Genomic DNA, 23,403 nt, shown 5'->3' with positions numbered 1-23,403 from the left:
ATCTTCTACCATAAAGGTCCGCCCCCGACCCCCTGAAGGGAGCTTAAATCGGCGTGCTAAAGCCCCCTTCAGGGGGTTGGGGGCGAATTCGAATGTGGAAAATTTTGAAAGTAAGAAGTAAAATGAATAGTGAATAGCGAACACCGAATAACGAACATGTGGGCATCCATTAGGTTGAAATCACGGCTTTGGCCAGTGGGTCTCAATACCCTGACTGCGAATCCGGTTTTGAAACTCTTCCAGGAGCGGTTTTTGCTCCCTGACCGCGCGGGGTATTACCTTTTTGGTGAGCGCAAATACGACCAGTTGCCCGACTGCTTCGCCGATGCTCCACTCCACCGGATGCAGGCGGTAACAACCGTTGGTCAGGTGCGTCGTTCCGATGTTTTTATTGGCAGGAAGTAAATTCTCCACTCGTTTCGGCAACAGCGCTCCCAGCGGTATTTGAAACGGCAAAGACGCAAAATCGATGTAATTGTTTCCCTGGCTACTTGGGTGTAAATCAATGTGGTAATATCCCACGCCAACACTGTCGTAAAAATCGGCCGCCGTATTTCCGGTTTTCTGACCGGTGATCATCGCCCGATTGGCCGTGCCAACGTGTTCTTCCAAAACCGTAAATACCGCCTTAATCCGGCGCGATTCCCGGACGTACGGATATTTGGCCATGCCATCTTCCGTGCCCATAATATCGGGTCGCAGGCGCAGGCCGGGCCAGCCCAAACCGCCGTCGGGGCGCGGAGCTTCGGTTTGTAACCAGTAAAACAGGGAGAGGCTCAGTTGTTTGGCCCGGTCGACGTGCTTTTTGAACTCCTTGTCGCTCACGCCCACCAGGTTGCCCAGAAAATAGTCATTCTGCGGCCAGTTCACGACCGTAATATCGCTTTGATACGCCCCTGGTTTGAAATTCGCCTTGCTGATCAATCGGCGGTAATTCCAAAGGTTCAGCATGGAACCGGTCTGGATGCCTTCGGGGTGAAAACCCAATTGCTTGGGTTCCAGCGTGGATGGATTCGAGTAGGAGAGATCCAGCAGTTTTCCCGACCAGGCCGGCGATAATTTCGGAATGTAATTTTTCCAGAAATCGTATTCTTTCGGTTTTTCAATGAGGTGACTTACTTTCTGCCCGTTGATTTCCGGAACGTAATCCATCGCGAAACAAACCGTGAACGACTGCTGATTCGTCGGATCGGCTTTTTCAGGAGCGTGTAATTCGCCGGTTTCCTTACGGGATTCGGTTCCGGTCACAAATTCCGTATTTGTCAGGGGCAGCAAATCGCCCAATTCTGTCGCATCCACAAAATAAGGTGCGGTCAGCTCGACTTGTTTTTGACTGCGATAGCTAACCGCCTTTAATGCCCGAACCCGGTCGCCGGAAACATCTGCCCCAACGACTTTGTGCTCCAGCAGCAAAATTAATTGTTGCGAACTGAGGTAGGGAACCAGCATGTCCAGCAAAACCGCCAGGGCAACCCGGGGTTCGTGACACAACCGGGAAACCGCCCCGTCGCCGGGATTTAAATTTTTGCGGCTTTTTGCCTCATCCGTCAGCGGGTAATGTCGGCGGTAATAGTCCCGAACCGCCGAGCGAAATGAACGGTAAAGCTGCGTAGCGCCGTGGGTTTCAATCCATTGGTGCTCGTCGGGAGGCACGCCCTGCTGGGCAATCTGCCCGCCGATCCAGTCGGTTTCTTCCGTCAGAATAACCCGTAAATTAGCGCGCAAAGCCGCCAAAGCAGCCGCGCAACCTCCTAATCCGCCACCGGCGACAACTACATCGGCAGAAAATTCGTTACTGGATTGGGCAGGGGCCAACCTTCGGGGTTCAGCCTGCGCTGAAGTAGAAAAAGTTGAAATAAGTGGGGCGGAAAGACAGCCAACGGCAGCGGTTTCAAGAAAATTCCTGCGATTCATAAAGGCATTACGGGAAAAGAAAGACGGATCGAATATTGGAAGGCAATTTGCAAATCAAAGCGGATAAGTGGAAACTTCGCATCAGGTTAACCAACTTTCCCCGCTTTATTCTAATTTTGGACACTCGAAGCAGAACTACTGATATACTTGCACAAAACCGCATATGGCAGAATTAATCCGAATGCCCAAGATGAGCGACACCATGACCGAGGGTGTCATCGCTGAATGGCATAAGAAAGTAGGCGACACCGTCAAGTCGGGCGACGTGCTGGCTGAAGTCGAAACCGATAAGGCCACAATGGACCTGGAAGCCTACGATGAAGGGACCTTGTTATACATCGGTGTTGAAAAAGGACAAGCCGTTCCGATCGATGGGATACTCGCCGTGGTTGGAAAAGCCGGTGAAGATTTCAAGGGATTGCTGGACGGTTCTGGTTCCTCAAATGGTGCCAGCGAACCGAAAGCGGAAGCTCCGGCCGAAAAACCGGCGGCAGCGGCCGACCGTCCCGCGCCCGCTTCCAATGGTGCGGAACAACCCGCTCCAAAAGCGCCCGCTCCGGCGGCTCCGGCAGCCAACATCAACGCGTCGATCATCAGGATGCCGAAAATGAGCGATACGATGACCGAAGGAACCATTGTGGCCTGGCATAAAAAAGAAGGCGACACGGTGAAATCGGGCGATGTGCTGGCCGAAGTCGAAACCGACAAGGCGACGATGGACCTGGAAGCCTACGAAGAAGGCACGCTCTTATACATTGGCGTAAAAGAAGGCAGCGCGGTGGCAGTCGATGACGTGATTGCCGTTGTTGGGGAAAAAGGTGCGGATTTCCAGGCCCTGTTGCAGGGTGGAGGTCAGCCCGCGGCAGCTGCTCCGGCGGCCGAAGCTCCTCAAACAGAAGCCGCTCCCGCTACTGCTCCGGCCGAAACCGCTGGTGCCAACGGCCACGACAGCCGGATTTTTGCCTCTCCGCTGGCCAAACAGATTGCCAAAGAAAAAGGCGTCAATCTGGCGCAGGTTCAGGGTTCCGGTCCGGATGGACGCATTGTGAAACGCGATGTGGAAACGTTCCAGCCCGCGGCTGCACCCGCCGTTCAACCGGCAGCTCCGGCGGCTCAACCCGCCAAACCCGCAGCTCCGCAACCGGCTCCGGTGGCCCAAACCGCCCCGACTCCGCAGGGTGCTTACGAGGATATTCCGGTGAGCCAGATGCGGAAAACCATTGCCCGCCGTCTGTCGGAAAGCCTGTTTACGGCTCCGCATTTCTATCTGACGATGGAAATCAATATGGACAAGGCGATGGAACTGCGCGGCAAGGTCAACGAAGTCAGTTCGGTCAAGGTATCGTTCAACGATTTCGTTCTGAAGGCCGCGGCTCTGGCGCTAAAGAAGCATCCGGCCGTCAATTCATCCTGGCTGGGCGACAAAATCCGGCGGTATTCGTACGTCAACATCGGCGTAGCCGTTGCGGTGGACGAAGGCTTGCTGGTTCCGGTGGTGCGTAATGCCGATCAGAAAACATTATCGACTATCGCGGCCGAGGTGAAAGATCTGGCGGGCAAAGCCAAGGATAAAAAGCTGCAGCCGAAGGATTGGGAAGGCAGCACGTTCTCGATTTCCAACCTTGGCATGTTCGGCATCGACGAATTTACGGCCATCATCAATCCGCCGGATTCCTGTATTCTGGCGATTGGTTCCATCAAACAAACCGTCAAATTTGAGGGCGAGGTGGCTAAACCGACCAATGTGATGAAAGTTACGCTGTCGTGTGATCACCGCTCCGTTGATGGCGCAACGGGCGCTTCGTTCCTGCAAACCTTCAAGGGCCTGCTGGAAAATCCGTTCGGAATGCTGGTATAAAATTGGGTTAACGTTTAAGGTTTAACGTTTAGCGGTTGAGGAACTGGCACGGTTTCCCGCCGTTACGCGTTAAACCTTTAAACATTAAATGACAAGTAACCAGTTAAAAACCGCTAAGCGTTTATAATCCTTCATTTTTCAGCCTAACTTTCTGGTTGTAAAGTCAGTTACGCTTGTTTTTTGCTGGAAATTATAAACATTAAGCGAATTTACTCCTTAGCTTTAGTAAAATCGAATGCAGAAAATTCACGCTACAACCGTTGTTGGCATTCTGCACAACGGTGAAATTGCGCTCGGGGCCGACGGCCAGGCAACGATGGGCAATACAATTGCCAAAAGTAACGTTCGGAAAGTAAGAACGCTGATGAATGGCAAAGTGCTGGCGGGTTTTGCCGGATCGACCGCCGATGCGTTTACGCTGATCGAGCGGTTTGAAGAAAAACTCAATGCCTACGGGGGAAATTTGAAACGTGCCGCAATCGAGCTGGCTAAAGACTGGCGCACCGACCGGTATTTACGGAAGCTGGAGGCCATGCTGATTGTGGCTTCGAAAGAGGATATGCTGGTGATTTCCGGTACGGGCGACGTGCTTGAACCTGATAACCAGATTGCCGCCATCGGTTCCGGCAGCATGTACGCCCAGTCGGCAGCCATTGCGTTGAAAAAACACGCTCCTCAGTTAACCGCCGAAGAAATGGTTCGGGAAAGTTTGCATATTGCCGCCGATATTTGCATCTATACCAACCACAATCTGGTGGTTGAGACGATTAAATAGGTTACGGTTTTTTGGTTTATGGTTTCCAGTTGATGAGAATGTTCGATAATATCGAACTTCGAATATCGCCAACTCGAAACCATAAACCCAAAACCATAAACTATTCTAAGACTGACAAACTACGTTCCATTTGACATGAGAGGGTTGCGTGCAGTTTTGCCAAAAGCAGTCAGAAAGCGGATTACATTCGGATTTGGGACGGCGCTATTGCTGATTGCATTAGGGTTTGGCCTGACTCTGTACAGTTATAATCAATACCGAAAAGCCAGCGACCGGATTGAACACAGCCAGCAGGTGACCAACCGGCTGGGGCGAATCCTGTCGCTCATTACGGATGTTGAAACCGGTGAACGGGGCTACCTGGCGTCGTCGGGGGACGGTATTTATCTGGAAGCGTTTAATTACGCTTTGCCGCAATTCCCGAAAGAACTTGATCAGATTCGCGAACTGGTAGCCGACAATCCGACGCAGCTCCGGAATCTCGATTCACTATCGACCTTGATTGATACGAAGATCGCAACCGCGCAGCAACAGGTTGATGCCGTCCGCAAAAAACTGCCAATCTCCATTGCCCGAACATATATGCTTTTGGGAAAAGCCCGGATGGATCGCGTGCGTGAGTTGTTAAAGAAAATGAATGAAATCGAGCAAAACCGGTTTGATACCTATTCCGCAGCCGCTGAACATTCGTTCCGGAATACGCTGATTATCATTTTTACCTTATCCTTACTGACATTTGTCACGCTGATCGTTTCGTATAACCTGCTTGAAAATGAATTAAATACGAGGCAAAAAACGGAGGATCAACTGCGGGCGTACGAGGACGAACTGCAGGACAAGATTCAACTGCTGGAAATCTCGAACGAAGAGCTGGAGCGGTTTGCCTTCGTGGCCTCACACGATATGCAGGAACCGTTGCGAAAAATTCAGTCGTTCGGTTACCTGTTGCGCGACCGGTACGAAACCGGGCTTTCTCCGGAAGGCATCATGTATTTGAACAAGATTCTGCAATCGGCGGAACGGATGTCCAAAATGATTAAGGATCTGCTGAATTTTTCCCGCATATCCAGCAAAAAAGAACCTTTCCGAACGGTACGGCTTTCGGAGGTTGTGCAGGGCATCCTGTCGGATCAGGAATTGAAAATAAAGGCGGCCGGGGCTCATTTTCATATCGATAATCTGGCCACCATTGAAGCCGTACAGAGTCAGATGGACCATCTTTTTTCCAACCTGATTTCGAATGCGCTGAAGTTTACCAAGCCGGACCAGCCCCCGATTATTACAATCAAGGGTGTTTCAATCGACGGCGATGCCTACGAAGAACTCATTCCCGGAAAAAAATATTATAAGATAAGCGTCGCTGACAACGGTATCGGATTTAACGAAAAGTACATCGACCACATTTTTAAAATTTTTCAGCGACTGCATGGCAAAAGCGCTTATGAGGGAACCGGTATTGGGCTGGCGATCTGCAAGCGCATCGTTAACAACCATAAAGGTTTGATTACCGCCCACAGCGAGCCCGGCGTTGGAACAACCTTTATCATTTTATTACCCGAAAAGCAGACCCAGTCTGTTCATGACAATGCAACAACTCACGAAACCAGTGCATATACTATTGGCTGACGACGACGAAGACGACCGGTTTTTAACCCGCGAGGCTTTCCGCCAGCACTTTCCGGTTACCGAAATGAATGTGGTTGAAGACGGCGAAGAACTGATGGAATTTCTGCGTCGGACGGGCCGCTACGCAAGTTCGACGCATTCATTGCCGGAGTTGATTCTACTGGATTTGAATATGCCACGGAAGGATGGCCGGGAGGCTCTGCAGGAAATCAAGGCGGATCGGGATTTGCGTCACATTCCGGTCGTGATTCTGACGACTTCCGATGCCACCATCGACATTGACAATTCGTATTTGTGGGGCGCTAACAGCTTCATTACCAAGCCTGCATCATTTAAAAAACTAATGGACTTTACCCAGACGATTGGGGAATACTGGTTTAAAGTGGTTAAAATGAGCGGACGAAATTAAGAAATCGATTTTTTATTCATTGATTGTTAAGGTTGTCAGTTGCGCCATGATCTGCTCCAGTAAACCCATCACGCCTTTCAGTGAACCCGGCTGGTATTTGTTGACCAAAATCGTAAAACTCATCAGTTCGCCATCGGCTGAGGTGGCATAACCGGCGTACGCCCGAACTCCTTCAATGGTGCCGCTCTTGGCCCGGATATTCCCGACGGCGGAGGTGCCACGCGCCAGATTTTTGACAGTTCCGGATTCGCCGACCACCGGAATGCTGTCGTAGAACGGAAGGAAACTTTTTTCTTTCGTCATGGCGGATAAAATACCGGTCAAATTAGCCGCCGTCAGCGCACCAACCGTTGAAAGTCCACTGCCATCTTTGGGTCGGAAACCGCTCAGATCGATGCCCTTGCTCTGCCAGAACCGGGTCAGTTGCTGAACGGCTTTTTCGGTAGTTACCGGCGCTTTCGCCAGCGCATTTCCCGTCACGATCAGCATGGATTCGGCGTACAGATTGATGCTTTGGTGATTCGTCAGCCGGGCCAGTTCGGCAAGCGGCACCGAGGTGTGCAGGTGTAGTTGCGTTCGCTTGGCTTCCGGAACAATCGCGGGAGTTGAGGAACCGGTTGGTTCTAAAACCCTTCCGGGGCCGATCGCCAGGGGTTGGTTAGTAATTACCACACCGGTTTTCGTTAGCTGCTCCTGTAAGGCAAAAGCCGTGTAATAAGCTGGGTCTGGCAGTGATCCTTTCACCCCAAATTCCGCGACGCCCGCCGGAACGGTGCCTTCCAGAAAAACCAGGGGTGTAAACGGGGCATTGTAAATGATTACTTCATCGCCGGACCCGACCGGACCGGTTTTGACGTTATTTTGTAATTTCAGAAACGGAGCTGCGGGTTCCGTACGGAGCAGAACAGCGGGGATTCCCACGGTTTTAGCCGGTTTAAAAACCGCCCGGTACAAATTTTCGTTGAAGTTCAGGCCGGATGCACCGGCGCCGTAATAATTGCCCATGTCGCCCCAAACCCAGGTGTCCGGCACGGGCAGCGACTGAATGGCCGTTGCGTCGCCAATCACCGAGCCCCGAATGTGTTTAATTCCCGCACTTTTCACGATTTCGGTCCAGGTGCGAAGCAGGGTAGGCGCGTCGGCGAATTCGGCAAACCGGTTACTGCCCAGCGAGGGATCGCCGGAACCCCGCAGATAAAGATTTCCGTTCAGCACGCTGTCCTTAATTGTTCCGTCGTGTTCCAGGACTGTTCGGAAGGTGTAATTATCGCCCAAAACCGCCAGCGCCGTGGCCGTGGTAACCAGCTTGAGCGTAGAAGCCGAGGGCAGACTCAGTTGCGCGTTATAATCGAGCAGCGTTGCTCCATCGCGCACCCGACGAACGGACAATGCAACCGTGCCGTTTCGGACGAATGAACTGGTTTGCAATTGGTTAACTGTTGCATGTAACCGTTGCAAAGCCACCGAGTCGGCGGCTGGATTAGCCCGACAAAACGGAATGATTACAAAAAAATAATGTAAGAGTAACACAAAGTGCCGATGCATGACCGTAGAAAAAAGCGGAAGGAGTAGTAGTTGAATCAATAAAACGGCAGTAAGTTTATCCGTTCATCCAGTCAAACGGTGTGCGGGTACTGATAGTTTATGAAAGCGGATTTAAGTAATATTGCAAATATAAGGTCAGAATCCTAAGCCCTTTTCTGTTGTTCTACGAAAATAAGAAATCTTTTGTAGCTTCCTTTGAAACTGCGTGGCAACGAGAGTCGGCAATCAAAGGTATTAAACGAATCGAATGAAGTTAACATTTTGGGGGGCGGCCCGTCAGGTAACCGGTAGCATGTTTCTGTTGGAAACGAACGATAACTACCGAATTCTGATCGATTGCGGGGCCGATATGGATAAGAAAGCCGCCTTGAACGGCCAGGATGATGAATCTGCAATTTCCCCTGCCGGCTTTTTCCCGTTTGAGGCATCCAGCATCAATGTCGTTCTGCTAACCCACGCCCATATTGATCACAGCGGCAACCTGCCGAATTTGTACCGGGAAGGCTACGAAGGCCAGATTTTGTGTACGGACCCAACGTATTCATTAACCAATCTGCTGCTTCAGGATGCGGCTTCGCTCAACCAGCGTCGGCTGGTGGAAATGGGGAAGAGCAAAAAGCAGAAAGTCCGGAAAAAGATAGCCGGTCTGAAGAAAGATCTGTTTCTGGAAAAACAGGTGCGGGAATCGATGGATAACGTGGTGCCGATTCAGTACAACCGGAAATTCCGGCTCGGCGATGACGTCGATGTGACGTTTATTCCGGCCGGGCATTTGCTCGGTGCCGCCCACATTGTCATCAATGTGTACGAAAACGGCGAGAAAAAGAGCATCTGTTTTTCGGGAGATATCGGACGGCGAAATTATCCGCTTCTGGGCGATCCCGAACCGATTCCGCCGGTCGATTACCTGGTTTGTGAATCAACTTACGGAAACCGCCTGCACATAAATACGGAAACACCGGAAGCTACGCTGGCGGATGTTATCAAGCGCACCTGCATCGATATTCCGGGGCGGCTGATCATTCCGTCGTTTTCCGTCGGGCGGACCCAGGCATTGTTATACACCCTGAACCGGCTGTATACTGAACAGGGTTTTCCGCCGATTAAAGTATTCTCCGATAGTCCGCTGGCATTGGAAAGCACGAAGGTCTACCAGAAAAACCTGCGTTTGCTGAACAAAGAGGCCCGGAATTATTACGAAGAAAACGAATCCCTGTTTGATTTTGTCAATTTCGAGTACCTGGAAAGCTCGAAAGCCAGTCGCGAAGTGTCGAATTACAACCAGCCCTGTATCATCATTTCTTCTTCGGGAATGGTGCAGGGCGGCCGCGTTGAACAGCACGTAGCGGCCAACATCAGCAATCCGTATTGCACCATTCTGATCATCGGCTACTGCGCCGAGGGGACGCTGGGCTGGCGGTTATTGAACGGACAGCCCACCATTTCGATCAAGGACAAGGAAGAACCGGTTTTGGCAAAAGTGGAACGCACGGACGTATTTAGCGGACACGGAGATCGCGACGATCTGGTGCGGTTTGTCAAACACCAGTCGCCGGAAAGGCTGAAAAAAGTTTTCCTGGTTCACGGCGAAGTGGCCAGCATGTCGGCATTTCAGCAAACGCTGGTTGAGGAAGGTTTCCCGAATGTCGAGATCCCAACCCGGGGCCAGCAATATGAGTTATAATAATTGCAGGTTGCTGAACCGGAATTTCCGCTAACTTTGCGATTCGAAAAAAAAGCCATCACGGGTTGCCAGTTGCCTTTGTTTTGGGTAAAATCCTGTAACTGACAACCTTCAACTGGCGACCGAGAACTAATTTTGAATGAGGACGTATTTGGACTTCGAGAAACCCATAGCCGATTTGGAAGTACGACTGGTTGAAATGAAGAAACTGGCCGAGACGAGTAACGTTGATGTTACGGAAGCGGTTGCGTCGCTGGAAGTCAGTATCGAGAAGCTGCGCAGTGAAATCTTCGAAAACCTCACCCGCTGGCAACGGGTTCAGCTTTCCCGCCATCCCGACCGGCCCTACACGCTTGACTATATTTCCCTGATGGGCGGGCAGTTTGTCGAACTGCACGGCGACCGTACCGTCCGCGACGATCCTGCGATGGTGGGCGGTTTTGTGGATATCGACGGCCAGACGGTCATGCTAATCGGCCAGCAGAAAGGCCGGAATACCAAGCAGCGCCAGCAGCGCAATTTCGGCATGGCGAATCCGGAAGGCTATCGCAAGGCCCTGCGGCTGATGAAGCTGGCCGAGAAATTCAATAAACCCATCGTGACGATGATCGACACGCCGGGCGCTTACCCGGGCCTGGAAGCCGAGGAACGCGGACAGGGCGAAGCCATTGCGCGTAACCTGAAAGAAATGTTCATGCTGGAAGTGCCGGTGATCTGTATCGTGATTGGCGAAGGAGCATCGGGCGGGGCGCTGGGCATTGGCATCGGCGACCGCGTTTTGATGCTTGAAAATACCTGGTACTCCGTGATTTCTCCCGAAAACTGCTCGACGATTCTCTGGCGCAGCTGGGATTATAAGGAGCAGGCGGCTGAAGCCATGAAACTCTCGGCCCGCGATATGGAGAAGAACAAACTCGTGGACGGGATTATCGAAGAACCGGAAGGGGGTGCGCATACCGACCACGCCGAAATGGCCCGCCGGATCAAAAAAACCATTCTCGACACAATTGAAGAATTAAACCAGTTGACGCCCGAGGAACGCATCGATCAGCGGATCGAGAAGTTCTGCGCGATGGGGGTTGTGGTTGAATAACGCTGGAAACAATGGCAGGTGTGCTGAAACCCGGAATTAAGCATATTATTTTTGACCTTGGCGACGTCATTATTCCGATTGACCTGCGGGCTCCGATCCGAAATTTTGCGGTCCTTTCCGGGCTGAACGAAACGGAGGTGGAATCGCTCTGGCGGGAACATGGCCTGATTTTGCAATACGAAACCGGGTTGATCGATGATGCCGGTTTTCGGCAGCATATTCGCACCCTGCTCAAGAATGAAAGCTGGGCCGACGAAGTGATCGACACCGCCTGGAACACGGTTTTACTGAGCCTGCCCATCGAGCGTGTTGAGCGCATTCGGGAGTTAAAAGGGCAATATCGGTTATTTTTATTAAGCAACACCAGCGCGATCCATATTGAAAAAGTTCGTAACATTCTGGTCGAGTTGGGGCAACCTCCGCTCGAAGAGCTGTTTGAACGGGTGTACTATTCGTACGAGGTGAAAATGGCCAAGCCGTCGCCGGAAATTTACGAACATGTGCTGGCAACTTCCGGCCTGAAAGCCGAAGAAACCCTGTTTCTGGACGATAATCCGCGAAACATTCATTCAGCGGCTCAGTTAGGTATACACGCTGTGCAGGTGCAACCGCCCCTGACGATTCTTGATTATCTTCGCGATGAATCCACAAACGAGGACATACCTCATTCAAGCTAGCCTTTTTGTACTTACCCTGATTTCAACAACCGCGGCTGGTGCGGAATGGATGTATGGCCGGTTTTTTCTGGATCTGGAGCACGGCATTGGCTGGCCCGAATTCTGGGATGGACTGCATTATTCGATCCCGTTTCTGGCCATTCTGACGGTTCACGAATTTGGGCATTTTTTCGTCGCCCGGTACCACCACGTTCGGGTTACGCTACCTTATTACATTCCTCTCTGGTTCGGTTTGGGGCAAACGCTCGGTACGCTAGGCGCTTTTATCCGGATTCAGGATTTTATCAACAGCCGTAAAAAGTTCTTCGACATCGGTATTGCGGGCCCTCTGGCCGGTTTTGTGGTCGCACTCGGTGTGCTGATGTATGGATTCACGCATTTACCGCCCCCCGAATTCATTTTTACCATTCACCCGGAATACAAGCAGTACGGGTTGGCGTTTGGCGATCACGTTTACAAAAATCTGCCGCCCGAAAGCGTCATTCAGTTGGGCGACAACCTGTTGTTCTGGTTCTTTAAAACCTACGTCGCCGATCCGGCCCGCTTGCCGCATCCTTACGAAATGGTCCATTATCCGTACCTGATGGCGGGTTATTTTGCCTTGTTTTTTACGTCGCTCAACCTGATTCCGATCGGGCAACTCGACGGGGGCCACGTTTTGTACAGCCTGATTGGTCGTCGCGCTTTCCGAACCATTGCGCCAATTCTGCTGATCGGTTTTGCGTTTTACGCTGGGTTGGGATTTTTCAAACCAAGCGATTTTATCATCGGGAACGATGCCAAGTTCTGGGACCAATTGGGGAAATTGGCCCTGTACGTCGCGGGATTATTCCTTAGTTTTCGAAGCATCAGCGAAAACCAGACGACCGCCTTATTGCTGGCGTTGAGTGTGGTAGTCGGTCAATTTCTGATTTCGTTCCTGTTTCCGGCGGTCAACGGGTATCCCGGTTTTCTGCTATTTATCCTGATTCTGGGGCGGTTTTTGGGTGTTTACCATCCGGATACGGAGGATGATGAACCTTTGGGAACCGGTCGGGTCATTCTTGGCTGGCTGGCTTTGCTCATTTTTGTTCTGTGCTTTAGCCCGAAACCGTTTATTTTTTCTTAACCTTGTTGCCAACAGCCTGGACTGTTTCCGAAGAATATGTTTAGCGCATTTGCGAGGTGGCTTTACAAAATCGCGGGTTGGAAACTCCTTGGCGAAGTTCCTGATTTGCCGAAAGCAATTTGGGTACTCGCTCCGCACAATACGAACTGGGACTTCCCGGTGGGCGTTGGGGCACGGGCAACCACGCGGGTCTGGATTCAGTATCTGGCTAAAAAAGAGCTGTTTACCTGGTACGCCGGTTGGTTTTTTCGGATTTTGGGCGGTAAGCCCGTCGACCGGAGCCGGGCCAACAACCTGGTGGATGCCATTGTCGATATTTTTATCCAGAACGATTACCTGCACATTTGCATTCCGGCCGAAGGGACGCGCAGCGATGTTCCCCGACTAAAAACCGGTTTTTATTATATTTCCCTGAAGGCGGATGTTCCGTTGATTCTGGCCGGTGTTGATTACCCCCGAAAAGCCGTCGTGCTGAGCGAGCCAATGTATATGACCGGCGATTTTGACAAAGACATGCGACCGGTTTTTGAGTTTTTTACCAAAATTCAGGGAAAACATAAAACCTGGCTGAAGGAGTACGAAAAAACCGGTAAGATCAGTTAATACCTTTCGTACGCAGGTACTTCACCATCAGTTCGCCCGCGCGGTCCGAAGCGCCCGGCCCACCGACTTTTTTTCGTAGCTCTTCATAGTCTGCTAATTGCCGTTCATACTCCGATCCGCCGGGAAGAATTCGGGTTAATTCCTCAACCAGGTTTTCAATCGTCAGCTGGTATTGTTTCAATTCTTTAACGGCCTCCCGCTCTAGAATCAGATTGACCAGCGAGATAAAAGGGACGGCAACCAACCGGCTGGCGACCTGGTACGACACCCACGACATTTTGTAACAAACTACTTCCGGCACATTCAGCAGGGCGGTTTCCAGCGTTGCGGTACCTGAAGTTACCAGAGCGGCATCGGCAATCGACAACAGGTTGTACGCATCATCGACCACAATCGGGGTAGTCGGAAATCGCTGCATCATTTCCTGATACAAGGCTTGGGGCAGGTTGCTGACGCCGGAAACGACAAACTGGTGGTTGGGAAAGTGCGGAATGACAGCCATCATCATGGGCAGCATCATGGAAACTTCCTGATGCCGGCTGCCGGGCAGCAGCGCAATAACCGGTTTATCGCTTAAGGCATTCTTTTTCCGAAAATCGGGATCAGGCTGAAAACCGCCAATTGCGTCCATCAGCGGATTCCCGACGAAATCGACCCGATAGTCGTATTTTTTGAAGAAATCGACTTCGAACGGAAAGATGACAAACAACTGGTCGACAACCGCCTTGATTTTCAGCGCTCGTTTCTGATTCCAGGCCCAGACTTTGGGCGAGATGTAATAGAACACCCGAATACCATGCTTGTTAGCAAACCGGGCCATGCGCAGATTAAAACCGGCATAATCGATCAGAATCAAAACATCCGGGCGGGTTTTGAGCAAATCTTCCTGGCAGTCCCGCAGATTTTTGCGAATCGTTCCCAAATTCTGCACGACTTCCAGGAAACCCATGAAAGCCATCGAGCGGTAATGGCGCACCAGAACGGCACCGGCTTCCTCCATTTGTTCACCGCCCCAGGCCCGAAAACGGGCCTTCGGATCGTGCTGTCGGATGGCTTTGATCAGGTTTCCGCCGTGCAGGTCACCAGAACGCTCCCCGGCAATCAGGTAGTAGTTCATAGGTTATTCCCCGTAATAATCCACGTAATTTTTCGGGGTTTCGTATAACCGGATTCGGTGAAGCCGGGCCTCGGTAATCTGCGCCAGCGCCCGATCCAGAATTTTCCAGATTTCGACAATAAAAATTTCACAACTAGCCATTTTTCCCTGCATGAAATCGACATCCAGGTTCAGGTTCTTGTGATCGACTTTATCGATAATGTGTTCTTTCACCAGATCGGCCAGCACTTTCAGATCAATGACAAAACCGGTGTCGGGATTGGGTTCTCCTTTGACGGTTACAATTAGCTCAAAATTATGGCCATGCCCGTTTATGTTGGCGCAGGGGCCAAAAACCTCCTTATTTTTTTCGTCCGACCAGGCCGGGTTAAATAACCGGTGGGCCGCATTAAAATGTTCTTTTCTGCTAATATATACCATTAGTCACCATCGCCGGAGCGATCCATCATTTTCGACAAACCGGGCACCCGACTTGCAGTTGCAAAATTACAGTCTTCCCAGCGTTAATAAAAATCCGAATTGCGTTTGGCAACTCTTACTTTCAGGTGAACAACCACTTGGATTGTTAGGTGCGTTTTGTAAAGTGAATATTGGAATAATTCTATTTATTCATTAAAACGTGGATAGGTTGGTGTGGTGATTTATCCTAACTTTACACCCTATTTAATAGAGAGAATACGGAATTTTAATCTAACCTAAAACAATCGTTGCTCAATTTCTACGGAGTATGATAATTGTTACGGGCGCAACAGGCTTTATCGGGAGCTGTCTGATTTCGCGGTTGAATCAGGAAAATTTCAATGCCATTATTGCCGTCGATGATTTTTCGCGGGAGGACAAGCTGGCGAATTTAGAAGGAAAACGGATTCTTGAGCGGGTCGATCGGGAAGAGTTTTTCGATTGGCTGGATGGAAATTACCACGAAATCGAGTTCCTGTTTCACATTGGCGCCCGTACTGACACCACGGAGTTTGATCGCAGTATTTTCGAGCACCTCAATGTCGAGTATTCCAAGAAGATCTGGCAAAAATGCATTGAGTATCAAATCCCGCTGGTCTATGCGTCGTCGGCCGCAACCTACGGACTGGGCGAGCTGGGCTACGACGACAACGAATCGCTGATTCCGCAGCTAAAACCGCTGAATCCCTACGGCGAATCGAAAAATGAATTCGACAACTGGGTGTTGGAGCAGGAGCGCCATCCTTTTTTCTGGGCCGGGCTGAAATTCTTCAACGTATACGGGCCGAACGAGTACCACAAAAGTCGGATGGCATCCGTGATTTATCACGCTTTCTGCCAAATCCAGCAGAAAGGCTCGATGAAGTTGTTCCGGTCGCACAACCCCAATTTTGCCGATGGCGAACAGATGCGTGATTTTATTTACGTGAAAGACGTGGTTGATGTCTTCGTATTTCTGATGCACCACCGCCGGAATTCCGGTATTTACAACCTCGGTAGCGGCAAAGCCCGAACGTTCCTGGATCTGGCGAACAATACGTTTCGGGCAATGGATATTACCTCCCAGATCGAGTTTGTCGATACGCCCGAAGATATCCGCGACAAATACCAGTATTACACCCAGGCAACCATGAGCAAACTCCGCTCAATCGGTTATTCCCAACATTTTAAGTCGCTGGAAGAAGGCATTGAAGATTACGTAAAGAACTACCTGACGCCGGGAAAATATCTCTAACGTACCGACGGCCCGTTATTGCCAGATTATCTCAACCACTTCTTTCTTTAAATCAACGGTAGTTCGCTTTTCATCGTGACTCCGGCGCAGGACGACGGCCCCGTTCTGAACGCGCATGGACTCCTGCTGGCTCACGTGCGTTTCATCTTTTTTGTGGAAAACCGATACGGAGGTGTCCGTGTAGTCGGGCAGGGGCAGCGAATACGTTTTGCTGGTCACCTTAATGGAGCGGGCTGAGGCTGGCAGGCTCTGGTTTTTGGCGAGTGCCAAGGCGCGGGATGCCTGCGGGACGCCGTAGCCGATATAATTGTTCCCGTAGGGATAGAGGTGGGAAGATTTTTCAATAATGCTGATCAGCTCCTTGTTCGTCAGCTTCGGATTTGCCTGCATCAGGCAGGCTGCAAAACCGGTAATAACCGGTGCCGAAAGGGAAGTGCCATACAACGAAAAACAGGCAACGTTCGGCTTTAAATACGACAAAAATTCCGGGCCGATGCTGCTATAGCCAATGCGGTTCCAGACTTTGTTGTTGGTCGCGCCAACGGCCAGGACCCCCTGCGCATCCGCCGGAGTGGAAATAATTCGCCAGGAGCGGTCATCGCCTTCATTCCCCGCCGAGACAATCACCAGGATTCCTTTCTTGTCTGCCGCCAGTTGAGCCGCCTTGCTGATCAGGCTGGTGTGGCCATCCATCTGGTCGGGCTGGTAATTTTCCTTCGGATTGGTAAATCCTTTGGCGTAGCCGAGCGAGGTGTTGATAATGCGGACGCCCAGGCTGTCCATCCACTCCATAGCGGCAATCCAGTTGTCTTCTTCCCCCCGGAATTCGCGGGCGCCGTGGTCGGTGCGGGCCAGGTAAAACGTGGCATCTGTTGCCAGACCGTACTGAATATTTTCGTTGGGATCATGACCCGAAATGGCGGCCATTACCTCCGTACCGTGAAAATCGGAAAGCGTTTCCAGGGACCCGAAAAAGGAATTGCGGGGGCGGTTGGTGTTTACGTAATCCCGAACGTCTTTAATGCCGTTGCGATGAAAAATCTGCTTCAGCGCACTGGCCGAATCCGCTCCGAAAAAACCGGCATCGATCACGCCGATGGTAACATTTTTGGCGGTCAAACCCGCCCGGCCAAAAACATCCGCCTGAATCTGCGACATAACCGGCGCCATTTGCACTTTGGTAATGGTAGGATCGAGGCTGTTGATGACGATGTGTTTGTCGATCGGGACAATTTCTTTAACGAAAGACAGAGCCTTCACCTGCCGCAGCTGTTCCGGGGTCAGTTCGGCCGAAACCGCATTGAGCCAGCGCGACTGAAACATGGGGCGAACGCCCTGATGAGATAAGGAATGCAAATAAGCCGGATTGAGCGGCAAGTCGGTCTCGTCGACGGAAAGTCCGATCGCCTGGCGGGTGGAAATAGTTAGCGGAGAAAGGGATGGTTTTTCGGTAGAAGGCTTGTCCTTCAGGGTGATCCAGTATTTGGACTGGGCGTTTGAAATACCGGTCCCGAAGACCATTATCCCAAAAAGAAGCGTAACTATTTTTTTCATTGAAACGAAAGCATCAATTTTAGGCATTAATGTACAAAAGGATATTGACATTACCGAATACAGTCATTTGAAACCTTACCCCGCATGAAGTACACAGCCATCAGCAACGAGTTATTCTCCCGAAACCGCCGTCGTCTGACCGAATTATTGAAACCCAAATCCGTCGTGGTGTTGAACGCCAATGATATCATGCCGACCAACGCCGATGGTACCATGAGCTTTCGCCAGAACAACGACCTTTTTTACCTTTCCGGAGTCGATCAGGAAGAAACCATCCTGGTTTTGTTTCCCGATCATCCCGACGAAAAGTTTCGGGAAGTGCTGTTTCTGCGCGAAACCAGTGAGCTGATTGAAATCTGGGAAGGCCATAAATTAACGAAAGAAGAAGCCGAACAAACCTCGGGCATTTCCCGGAAGTCGGTTTTCTGGACGCATGAGTTTGAGAAAATCTTTATTCAGATGGTGTTTGAAGCCGAACGTATCTATCTGAATACCAACGAACACACGCGGAATTCGTCGGAAGTGGAAACGCGGGAGAGCCGGGGCGTCCGGCAGTTCCGGGAGAAATATCCGCTCCATCAGTACGAACGACTTGCGCCGTTGATGCATTACCTCCGGGCCATCAAACAACCTGAAGAAGTTACTTTACTGAGCGAAGCCGTTCGGATTACGGAAGACGGTTTTCGGCGGTTATTGAAATTTATCAAACCGGGCGTCTGGGAGTACGAGATCGAAGCGGAGCTGTTGCATGAGTTCGTTCGGCAGCGGTCGCGGGGGTTCGCCTACCAGCCCATTATTGCTTCGGGAGCCAATGCCTGCGTGCTACATTACATTGAGAATAACCGCCAATGCCGCGACGGGGACGTGATTTTGCTCGATGTAGCGGCCGAATACGGAAACTACAACGCCGATCTGACGCGCAGTTTGCCGGTAAACGGGCGGTTTACCGAACGCCAGAAAGCCGTGTATCAAGCCGTTTTGCACGTCATGAAAGAAGCTAAAAAGTTGCTGGTGCCGGGCAATGTCTGGGATGATTACCACAAGGAAGTGGGGAGCATCATGGAGTCGCAATTGATCGGGCTTGGTTTGCTGGACCGCCATGATGTGGAAAAACAGGACCCGGATGCGCCGTTGTACCGGAAATATTTCATGCACGGAACTTCCCACTTCTTGGGTCTGGATGTTCACGATGTCGGCAATAAATACCGGAAATTCGAAGCCGGAATGGTTTTTACCTGCGAACCGGGCATCTATATACGCGAAGAAGGATTGGGCATTCGGCTGGAAAATAACATCCTGATTACCGAAACCGGCAACATCGACCTGATGGATTCCATTCCGGTGGAAGTGGAAGAAATCGAGGACCTGATGAACCGGAAATAAAGGTGCCGGAGCGTCGGGCTAGTGCTCCCCTCAGCGGCTTTTTGAACGATAATGCAGAAGCAAGCAAACCAACCGATGTATAGGCTTACATCGGTTGGCTTACCCGATCCGAACAGGATGTTACGGATTATAAAACCGGTGGATGGCATGCTCAATTCGTTGCCAGCCTTCGTCCGATTGCAGATCAATATCCATGAATTTTTGCTGCCCGGGCGCCATTAAAAGCAACATCGAGATGCCGGAAACCAGTATGGCCGTCAGGGCATGCTGATCCTCTTTCTCGTCAGAAAAGAAGGTTTCAAGGATTTTTCGAAACGATTCATTCCGTTTGCCGACCAATTGCTGACTCAGGTAGGAACCGGGATTGCTGATTTCCCACTTAAGCATTTCCTGGGCCGATGTCCGAACTTTGAGCTCACGAAGCAATCCGATCAGGTAGTTGACCCGGGTCTGGCTTTTGCTGATCTGGTCAGGCTCCGAATTGTTTTTCAGGAATTCCTGGTTGTATTCGCTCAGGAAATGACCTTCCTTCAGGAATTGCTCCAGTAGTCCTTCCCAACCGCCAAAATACCGATAAATGAGAACTTTGTTGACGCCGGCTTTCTCGGCTACTGCATTGATTCCAACCCGGTTGACGCCACGTTCAGAAATCACGTCACCGACTGCCTGAAGGATGCGTGCCTTTGTTTGCGTACGACTCCTCTTCCGAACTTCTATCATTCAATTATTCTCAAACCGAAACCGGGTGTGCGCCGGTTTCTGATTTGCCTGTAAAATCTAAAAAGTAAAAGCTAATTGATGCAAAGGTAGGGTATTTAACCCAAAAGGACTGTCCCTTTCCGAAATTGTCAGACAAAAAATCATAAAATGGTAGAAAACGGTATCTATAGTGGAAGTTAACGCTCCGGAAAAAGAGCCAGTTGACCCACTAAATCTTTGATGGCTTCGCGAAGCTGAAACCGCGTCAGGGTAACGTCCAGCAGCAACGGAAAATCCGGGTAAGGATGCCAGGAGGGCGTTAAGGTACGATCCAGTTGAATTTGCAGATGGTAATGCTCGTTGGGCAGGGACGACGCTTCAACGTTCAGGCCGGGTTCGGAAAACGTCACCGTAACGTGGTTGATGGCGCGGTTCCAGAGCAGTTTCAGGCCGTTGATCAGCCGCTTGATTTCCCAGGTCTGGAGGGGCGCCGATTGTTTGTAGAATTCTTTCTGCCATTCCGTCGAGACTTCACACAGCAAGCTGTTGCGTTCCCGCCAGTTGGTGCCTTTTACACCGTATCCTTTTATCAGTAGTTCAAAAGAACCGGTAGAGCTTTTAAGTTTCATAGCGTTGGGGAGGGCTTTGTTGTAACAAATAGACATTTGCCTATAAACCAAATATACTATACCGGGCATTCTGGTCCAAATGAAAAACCGGAATCTTTTTAAATGAACCGGCTGAATCTTTTTCTGAATTTTCTGTCGGCGACGCGGTTGGTCTGTCTATCTTTGCGCGAATTTGTATCTGTTTTTGTCATTCTTATCACTATCATTCCAAACGGGGAAGGTTGGCAACTGTATGGTGACAGCATTTTTTAAACTATAAACTGATCTACGACGAATAATGGCTAAAGTGCTGATTATAGGTGCCGGAGGAGTCGGTAGCGTAGTCGCTCACAAGTGTGCGATGAATGCCGATGTTTTCACAGAAATTATGCTGGCCAGCCGGACGGTTTCCAAATGCGATAAAATCGCGGCTGAGATCAAGGAAATGCACGGTGTGGCAATCAAAACCGCTAGGGTGGATGCCGACATTGTGGCCGAAATGGTCATGCTCATCAAGCAGTTCCAACCCGTACTGGTGATCAATGTCGCCCTGCCGTACCAGGATTTGCCTATCATGGATGCCTGTCTGGAAACGCGGGTTCATTACCTGGACACGGCCAATTATGAGCCGAAAGACGTCGCCAAATTTGAATACAGCTGGCAGTGGGCCTATCAGGAACGGTTTAAAGAAGCCGGAATCATGGCCCTGCTCGGGTGCGGTTTTGATCCGGGCGCCACGCAGGTCTTTACTGCCTATGCGGCCAAGCACCAGTTCGACGAAATGCATTACCTAGACATCATCGACTGCAACGCGGGGAATCACGGGAAGGCATTTGCCACCAATTTCAATCCGGAAATCAATATTCGGGAAATTACCCAGCCGGGCCGTTACTGGGAAAACGGCGAATGGGTCGAAATTCCGGCCATGTCGATTCACAAGCCCATTTCGTACCCCGCTATCGGCCCGAAAGAGTCGTACGTGCTGTACCACGAAGAGCTGGAATCGCTGGTGAAAAACTTCCCGACGCTGAAACGCGCGCGGTTCTGGATGACCTTTGGACAAGCTTACATCACCCACCTGCAGGTCCTGGAAAACGTTGGCATGACCAGCATCAAACCCATTCAGTTTCAGGGCATGGATGTTGTTCCGCTGGAATTTCTGAAAGCGGTTTTACCCGCCCCCGATACCCTTGGCGAAAATTATACCGGCCAAACTTCCATTGGCTGTCAGATTCGGGGCGTTAAAGACGGTCAGGAAAAAACGTATTTTATCTGGAACAACTGCGACCATGCCGAAACCTACAAAGAGGTTCGTGGTCAGGCAGTTAGCTATACGACTGGCGTACCTGCCATGATCGGTGCCATGCTGATGCTGAAAGGAATCTGGATGAAACCGGGTGTCTGGAATTGCGAGGAACTCGACCCAGACCCGTTCATCGAGCAAATGAACCAGCAAGGCTTACCCGTTCAGGATCAGGTTAATCAGACATTGAGCGTGGAAGAATAGTTTTTAATGATGAATGATGAACGATGAATGGGTTTCAAAGCAACCATTCATCGTTCATCATTCATCCTCCTTTTAACCATCCTCCCCGGAAACCGGCGCGCAGGAGGCCCCGGCGGATGGTGGGGTTGCGCATCATCAGGTTCCAGATCAGGTTGGTACGATAATTTTCGGCCATCAGCAGAATCGGCCCGCTGTCAATTCCCAGGTAGTCGGGGTCGAACCAATGGCCCGGATAGGAGAGGTTGAAGGCGTCTTTGAAACCGTAGGAACCGTAGATTTTTTTGTCAAACCGGTATTTCATGACCTGAAGGGCCCGAAGGCTTTCTTCGGGCGTAAACGGAATGGAACCACCGGCTGCGGTGGGCGCAATAGTTCCGTCGTCGACAATTTGCGTAGCTGCCGCTCCCCGTGCCCGGTATGAAAAGAATTGCCTCCCGTTGATCAGCGTATCTTTTGGACCATCGCTGGCCGTCAAGCCCCAAAGATCAGCCCCGTAACCCGGGAAGCCGCCCGGATTTTCAACGCAATAGGCGCGGTTGGCGAGCGTTGCTCGGCGACTGTTTTCGAAATAATCGATTCCTTTCTCCCGCATGTACGCGTCCCGGATGCTCCGGAAATCGATCCAGATGTGCGAATACTGATGGCCGAACAGCGGATCGAAGTTTACGTGGGAATACCCTTTGAATTCCTTCCATTCATACGTCGACGTCCACGCGGTCCAGGCATTGGGCTCGACCGGGTACGTTGGCGAAGCCAGCGACAGAATATAGAGCAGCATGGCTTCATTGTAGCCTTTCCAGTCGGATTTAATAAAACCGCTTTCCGGCTGCCAGCCCATTGCGATGAGCGGTTTTCGTTCCTGCATCCATTTCCAGTCGACCCGGCGGAAAATGCGGTCGACGAGCATCCGGATTTCTTTTTCTACCCCGGAATTATTGTTGAAATACGTTTGACTGCTCAGCATTCCGGCCAGCAATAAAGCCGTATCAATCGTTGACAATTCGACCTGTTTGAATCGCAATCCGGTTTTCATATCCAGAAAATGGTAGAAAAAACCGCGGTAGCCCGTAGCATTTTTTGCGTCTGCCAACTGGGGCGCATAATTGAAAAACCGCAAGGTTCGGAGGGTGCGTTCGGCGGCTTCCGGTCGACTGACATACCCCCGTTCAACGCCCAGCACGTAAGCCGTCAGGCCAAAACCGGTAGCGGCAATACTCGCAAACGATGGCGTTGGATGGCGGTCGGGAATTAAACCGTTCGGATTATCGCCCAAGTCCCAGAAATAGCGGAACGTATCGCGCTGCAGGGAATCCAGAAACCGCTTTGAATTGGCAACTCCTCTGGGCTGGGCTTCGGCCTCGGGAGAAGCATGAGCAAGAAAAATAGTCAGGAGCAGGCAAATGCGGAGAAATACGAAACTGGCTGGGGAATAGCAGACCCGGTTTTGCGAACCTTCGAAAATCATGGCACAGGTATCAACGGTATGACCGGGGAAAGATACTGGAAAGAAAACAAATTAGATAATCTAAAACTTGTATATATAATTTTCC

General features: G+C 50.9%; 20 protein-coding genes. 12 read left to right on the top strand and 8 right to left on the bottom strand.

Annotation, left to right across the window (positions count from 1 at the left end):
* Positions 1 to 180: 180 nt before the first annotated feature.
* A complete protein-coding gene (locus tag GJJ30_RS22065) occupies positions 181 to 1,914 on the bottom strand; it encodes an FAD-dependent oxidoreductase (protein WP_154177352.1) in 1,734 nt (577 codons plus the stop codon).
* A gap of 163 nt (positions 1,915 to 2,077) precedes the next feature.
* Between GJJ30_RS22065 and GJJ30_RS22060 the strand changes: the two genes are divergently transcribed.
* The 4 genes from GJJ30_RS22060 (at position 2,078) to GJJ30_RS22045 (ending at position 6,582) form a co-directional block, all read left to right on the top strand.
* A complete protein-coding gene (locus tag GJJ30_RS22060) occupies positions 2,078 to 3,772 on the top strand; it encodes a pyruvate dehydrogenase complex dihydrolipoamide acetyltransferase (RefSeq protein WP_154177351.1) in 1,695 nt (564 codons plus the stop codon).
* Positions 3,773 to 4,007: 235 nt separating this feature from the next.
* Entirely contained in the window at positions 4,008 to 4,547 is a 540-nt protein-coding gene (gene hslV, locus GJJ30_RS22055) for an ATP-dependent protease subunit HslV (protein WP_154177350.1), read from the top strand.
* A gap of 135 nt (positions 4,548 to 4,682) precedes the next feature.
* The gene (locus tag GJJ30_RS22050) at positions 4,683 to 6,173 is read left to right on the top strand and encodes a sensor histidine kinase (protein ID WP_154177349.1); all 1,491 of its coding nucleotides are present in this window, start codon (positions 4,683 to 4,685) and stop codon (positions 6,171 to 6,173) included.
* Positions 6,154 to 6,582, top strand: coding sequence for a response regulator (locus GJJ30_RS22045; protein ID WP_310588358.1), 429 nt, complete (start codon positions 6,154 to 6,156; stop codon positions 6,580 to 6,582). Before GJJ30_RS22050 ends, GJJ30_RS22045 begins: the two co-directional genes overlap by 20 nt.
* A gap of 12 nt (positions 6,583 to 6,594) precedes the next feature.
* Here the strand turns inward: GJJ30_RS22045 and dacB are convergent, their stop codons facing one another.
* Positions 6,595 to 8,010, bottom strand: a complete 1,416-nt coding sequence (dacB, locus tag GJJ30_RS22040) for a D-alanyl-D-alanine carboxypeptidase/D-alanyl-D-alanine endopeptidase (protein WP_229313318.1) — start codon at positions 8,008 to 8,010, stop codon at positions 6,595 to 6,597.
* Between the two features lie 364 nt (positions 8,011 to 8,374).
* On the opposite strand from dacB, the gene GJJ30_RS22035 reads away from it, so the two are divergent.
* The 5 genes from GJJ30_RS22035 (at position 8,375) to GJJ30_RS22015 (ending at position 13,292) form a co-directional block, all read left to right on the top strand.
* Entirely contained in the window at positions 8,375 to 9,811 is a 1,437-nt protein-coding gene (locus GJJ30_RS22035; RefSeq protein WP_154177346.1) for an MBL fold metallo-hydrolase RNA specificity domain-containing protein, read from the top strand.
* A gap of 139 nt (positions 9,812 to 9,950) precedes the next feature.
* Positions 9,951 to 10,904: an acetyl-CoA carboxylase carboxyltransferase subunit alpha gene (locus tag GJJ30_RS22030; RefSeq protein ID WP_154177345.1), complete on the top strand. Its 954-nt coding sequence runs from the start codon at positions 9,951 to 9,953 to the stop codon at positions 10,902 to 10,904.
* 11 nt (positions 10,905 to 10,915) lie between these two features.
* Positions 10,916 to 11,581: an HAD family hydrolase gene (locus GJJ30_RS22025; protein WP_154177344.1), complete on the top strand. Its 666-nt coding sequence runs from the start codon at positions 10,916 to 10,918 to the stop codon at positions 11,579 to 11,581.
* Positions 11,544 to 12,689, top strand: coding sequence for a site-2 protease family protein (locus tag GJJ30_RS22020; protein WP_154177343.1), 1,146 nt, complete (start codon positions 11,544 to 11,546; stop codon positions 12,687 to 12,689). The genes GJJ30_RS22025 and GJJ30_RS22020 overlap by 38 nt, the downstream gene beginning before the upstream one ends.
* A 36-nt stretch (positions 12,690 to 12,725) precedes the next feature.
* Positions 12,726 to 13,292: a 1-acyl-sn-glycerol-3-phosphate acyltransferase gene (locus GJJ30_RS22015; protein WP_154177342.1), complete on the top strand. Its 567-nt coding sequence runs from the start codon at positions 12,726 to 12,728 to the stop codon at positions 13,290 to 13,292.
* On the opposite strand, the gene lpxB is transcribed toward GJJ30_RS22015, so the two are convergent.
* Both lpxB and GJJ30_RS22005 read right to left on the bottom strand, forming a co-directional pair.
* A complete protein-coding gene (lpxB, locus tag GJJ30_RS22010; protein WP_154177341.1) occupies positions 13,285 to 14,409 on the bottom strand; it encodes a lipid-A-disaccharide synthase in 1,125 nt (374 codons plus the stop codon). The genes GJJ30_RS22015 and lpxB overlap by 8 nt on opposite strands.
* Positions 14,410 to 14,412: 3 nt before the next feature.
* Entirely contained in the window at positions 14,413 to 14,829 is a 417-nt protein-coding gene (locus GJJ30_RS22005) for a 6-pyruvoyl trahydropterin synthase family protein (RefSeq protein WP_154177340.1), read from the bottom strand.
* A 307-nt stretch (positions 14,830 to 15,136) separates the two neighbouring features.
* Between GJJ30_RS22005 and rfaD the strand changes: the two genes are divergently transcribed.
* Entirely contained in the window at positions 15,137 to 16,102 is a 966-nt protein-coding gene (rfaD, locus tag GJJ30_RS22000) for an ADP-glyceromanno-heptose 6-epimerase (protein ID WP_154177339.1), read from the top strand.
* A gap of 15 nt (positions 16,103 to 16,117) precedes the next feature.
* Here the strand turns inward: rfaD and GJJ30_RS21995 are convergent, their stop codons facing one another.
* Positions 16,118 to 17,623, bottom strand: a complete 1,506-nt coding sequence (locus GJJ30_RS21995) for a S8 family serine peptidase (protein ID WP_229313338.1) — start codon at positions 17,621 to 17,623, stop codon at positions 16,118 to 16,120.
* 117 nt (positions 17,624 to 17,740) lie between these two features.
* Between GJJ30_RS21995 and GJJ30_RS21990 the strand changes: the two genes are divergently transcribed.
* Positions 17,741 to 19,039: an aminopeptidase P N-terminal domain-containing protein gene (locus GJJ30_RS21990; RefSeq protein ID WP_154177337.1), complete on the top strand. Its 1,299-nt coding sequence runs from the start codon at positions 17,741 to 17,743 to the stop codon at positions 19,037 to 19,039.
* Between the two features lie 120 nt (positions 19,040 to 19,159).
* On the opposite strand, the gene GJJ30_RS21985 is transcribed toward GJJ30_RS21990, so the two are convergent.
* Entirely contained in the window at positions 19,160 to 19,759 is a 600-nt protein-coding gene (locus GJJ30_RS21985) for a TetR/AcrR family transcriptional regulator (protein WP_154177336.1), read from the bottom strand.
* 176 nt (positions 19,760 to 19,935) lie between these two features.
* A complete protein-coding gene (locus GJJ30_RS21980) occupies positions 19,936 to 20,367 on the bottom strand; it encodes a WapI family immunity protein (RefSeq protein ID WP_154177335.1) in 432 nt (143 codons plus the stop codon).
* Between the two features lie 277 nt (positions 20,368 to 20,644).
* Between GJJ30_RS21980 and GJJ30_RS21975 the strand changes: the two genes are divergently transcribed.
* On the top strand, positions 20,645 to 21,853 hold the full coding sequence (locus GJJ30_RS21975; protein ID WP_154177334.1) for a saccharopine dehydrogenase family protein: 1,209 nt from the start codon (positions 20,645 to 20,647) through the stop codon (positions 21,851 to 21,853).
* A gap of 61 nt (positions 21,854 to 21,914) precedes the next feature.
* Here the strand turns inward: GJJ30_RS21975 and GJJ30_RS21970 are convergent, their stop codons facing one another.
* Entirely contained in the window at positions 21,915 to 23,318 is a 1,404-nt protein-coding gene (locus tag GJJ30_RS21970; RefSeq protein ID WP_154177333.1) for a glucoamylase family protein, read from the bottom strand.
* Positions 23,319 to 23,403: the final 85 nt, after the last annotated feature.

It is taken from the genome of Larkinella terrae (genome assembly GCF_009668025.1).
In the GTDB taxonomy this organism is placed as follows: Bacteria; Bacteroidota; Bacteroidia; order Cytophagales; family Spirosomataceae; genus Larkinella; species Larkinella terrae.
The sequence above is the reverse complement of the archived record's forward strand: the minus strand, read 5'-3'. Positions and strand labels throughout refer to the sequence as shown.

What these genes read in the sequence shown, in the direction of transcription:
- GJJ30_RS22065 (WP_154177352.1), bottom strand. Translation starts at nt 1,914, where the DNA reads ATGAATCGCAGGAATTTTCTTGAAACCGCTGCCGTTGGCTGTCTTTCC.
- GJJ30_RS22005 (WP_154177340.1), bottom strand. Translation starts at nt 14,829, where the DNA reads ATGGTATATATTAGCAGAAAAGAACATTTTAATGCGGCCCACCGGTTA.
- GJJ30_RS21990 (WP_154177337.1), top strand. Translation starts at nt 17,741, where the DNA reads ATGAAGTACACAGCCATCAGCAACGAGTTATTCTCCCGAAACCGCCGT.
- GJJ30_RS22060 (WP_154177351.1), top strand. Translation starts at nt 2,078, where the DNA reads ATGGCAGAATTAATCCGAATGCCCAAGATGAGCGACACCATGACCGAG.
- GJJ30_RS21980 (WP_154177335.1), bottom strand. Translation starts at nt 20,367, where the DNA reads ATGAAACTTAAAAGCTCTACCGGTTCTTTTGAACTACTGATAAAAGGA.
- rfaD (WP_154177339.1), top strand. Translation starts at nt 15,137, where the DNA reads ATGATAATTGTTACGGGCGCAACAGGCTTTATCGGGAGCTGTCTGATT.
- GJJ30_RS22035 (WP_154177346.1), top strand. Translation starts at nt 8,375, where the DNA reads ATGAAGTTAACATTTTGGGGGGCGGCCCGTCAGGTAACCGGTAGCATG.
- GJJ30_RS22020 (WP_154177343.1), top strand. Translation starts at nt 11,544, where the DNA reads ATGAATCCACAAACGAGGACATACCTCATTCAAGCTAGCCTTTTTGTA.
- GJJ30_RS21985 (WP_154177336.1), bottom strand. Translation starts at nt 19,759, where the DNA reads ATGATAGAAGTTCGGAAGAGGAGTCGTACGCAAACAAAGGCACGCATC.
- lpxB (WP_154177341.1), bottom strand. Translation starts at nt 14,409, where the DNA reads ATGAACTACTACCTGATTGCCGGGGAGCGTTCTGGTGACCTGCACGGC.
- GJJ30_RS22050 (WP_154177349.1), top strand. Translation starts at nt 4,683, where the DNA reads ATGAGAGGGTTGCGTGCAGTTTTGCCAAAAGCAGTCAGAAAGCGGATT.
- GJJ30_RS21995 (WP_229313338.1), bottom strand. Translation starts at nt 17,623, where the DNA reads ATGGTCTTCGGGACCGGTATTTCAAACGCCCAGTCCAAATACTGGATC.
- GJJ30_RS22030 (WP_154177345.1), top strand. Translation starts at nt 9,951, where the DNA reads ATGAGGACGTATTTGGACTTCGAGAAACCCATAGCCGATTTGGAAGTA.
- GJJ30_RS22025 (WP_154177344.1), top strand. Translation starts at nt 10,916, where the DNA reads ATGGCAGGTGTGCTGAAACCCGGAATTAAGCATATTATTTTTGACCTT.
- GJJ30_RS21975 (WP_154177334.1), top strand. Translation starts at nt 20,645, where the DNA reads ATGGCTAAAGTGCTGATTATAGGTGCCGGAGGAGTCGGTAGCGTAGTC.
- hslV (WP_154177350.1), top strand. Translation starts at nt 4,008, where the DNA reads ATGCAGAAAATTCACGCTACAACCGTTGTTGGCATTCTGCACAACGGT.
- GJJ30_RS21970 (WP_154177333.1), bottom strand. Translation starts at nt 23,318, where the DNA reads ATGATTTTCGAAGGTTCGCAAAACCGGGTCTGCTATTCCCCAGCCAGT.
- GJJ30_RS22015 (WP_154177342.1), top strand. Translation starts at nt 12,726, where the DNA reads ATGTTTAGCGCATTTGCGAGGTGGCTTTACAAAATCGCGGGTTGGAAA.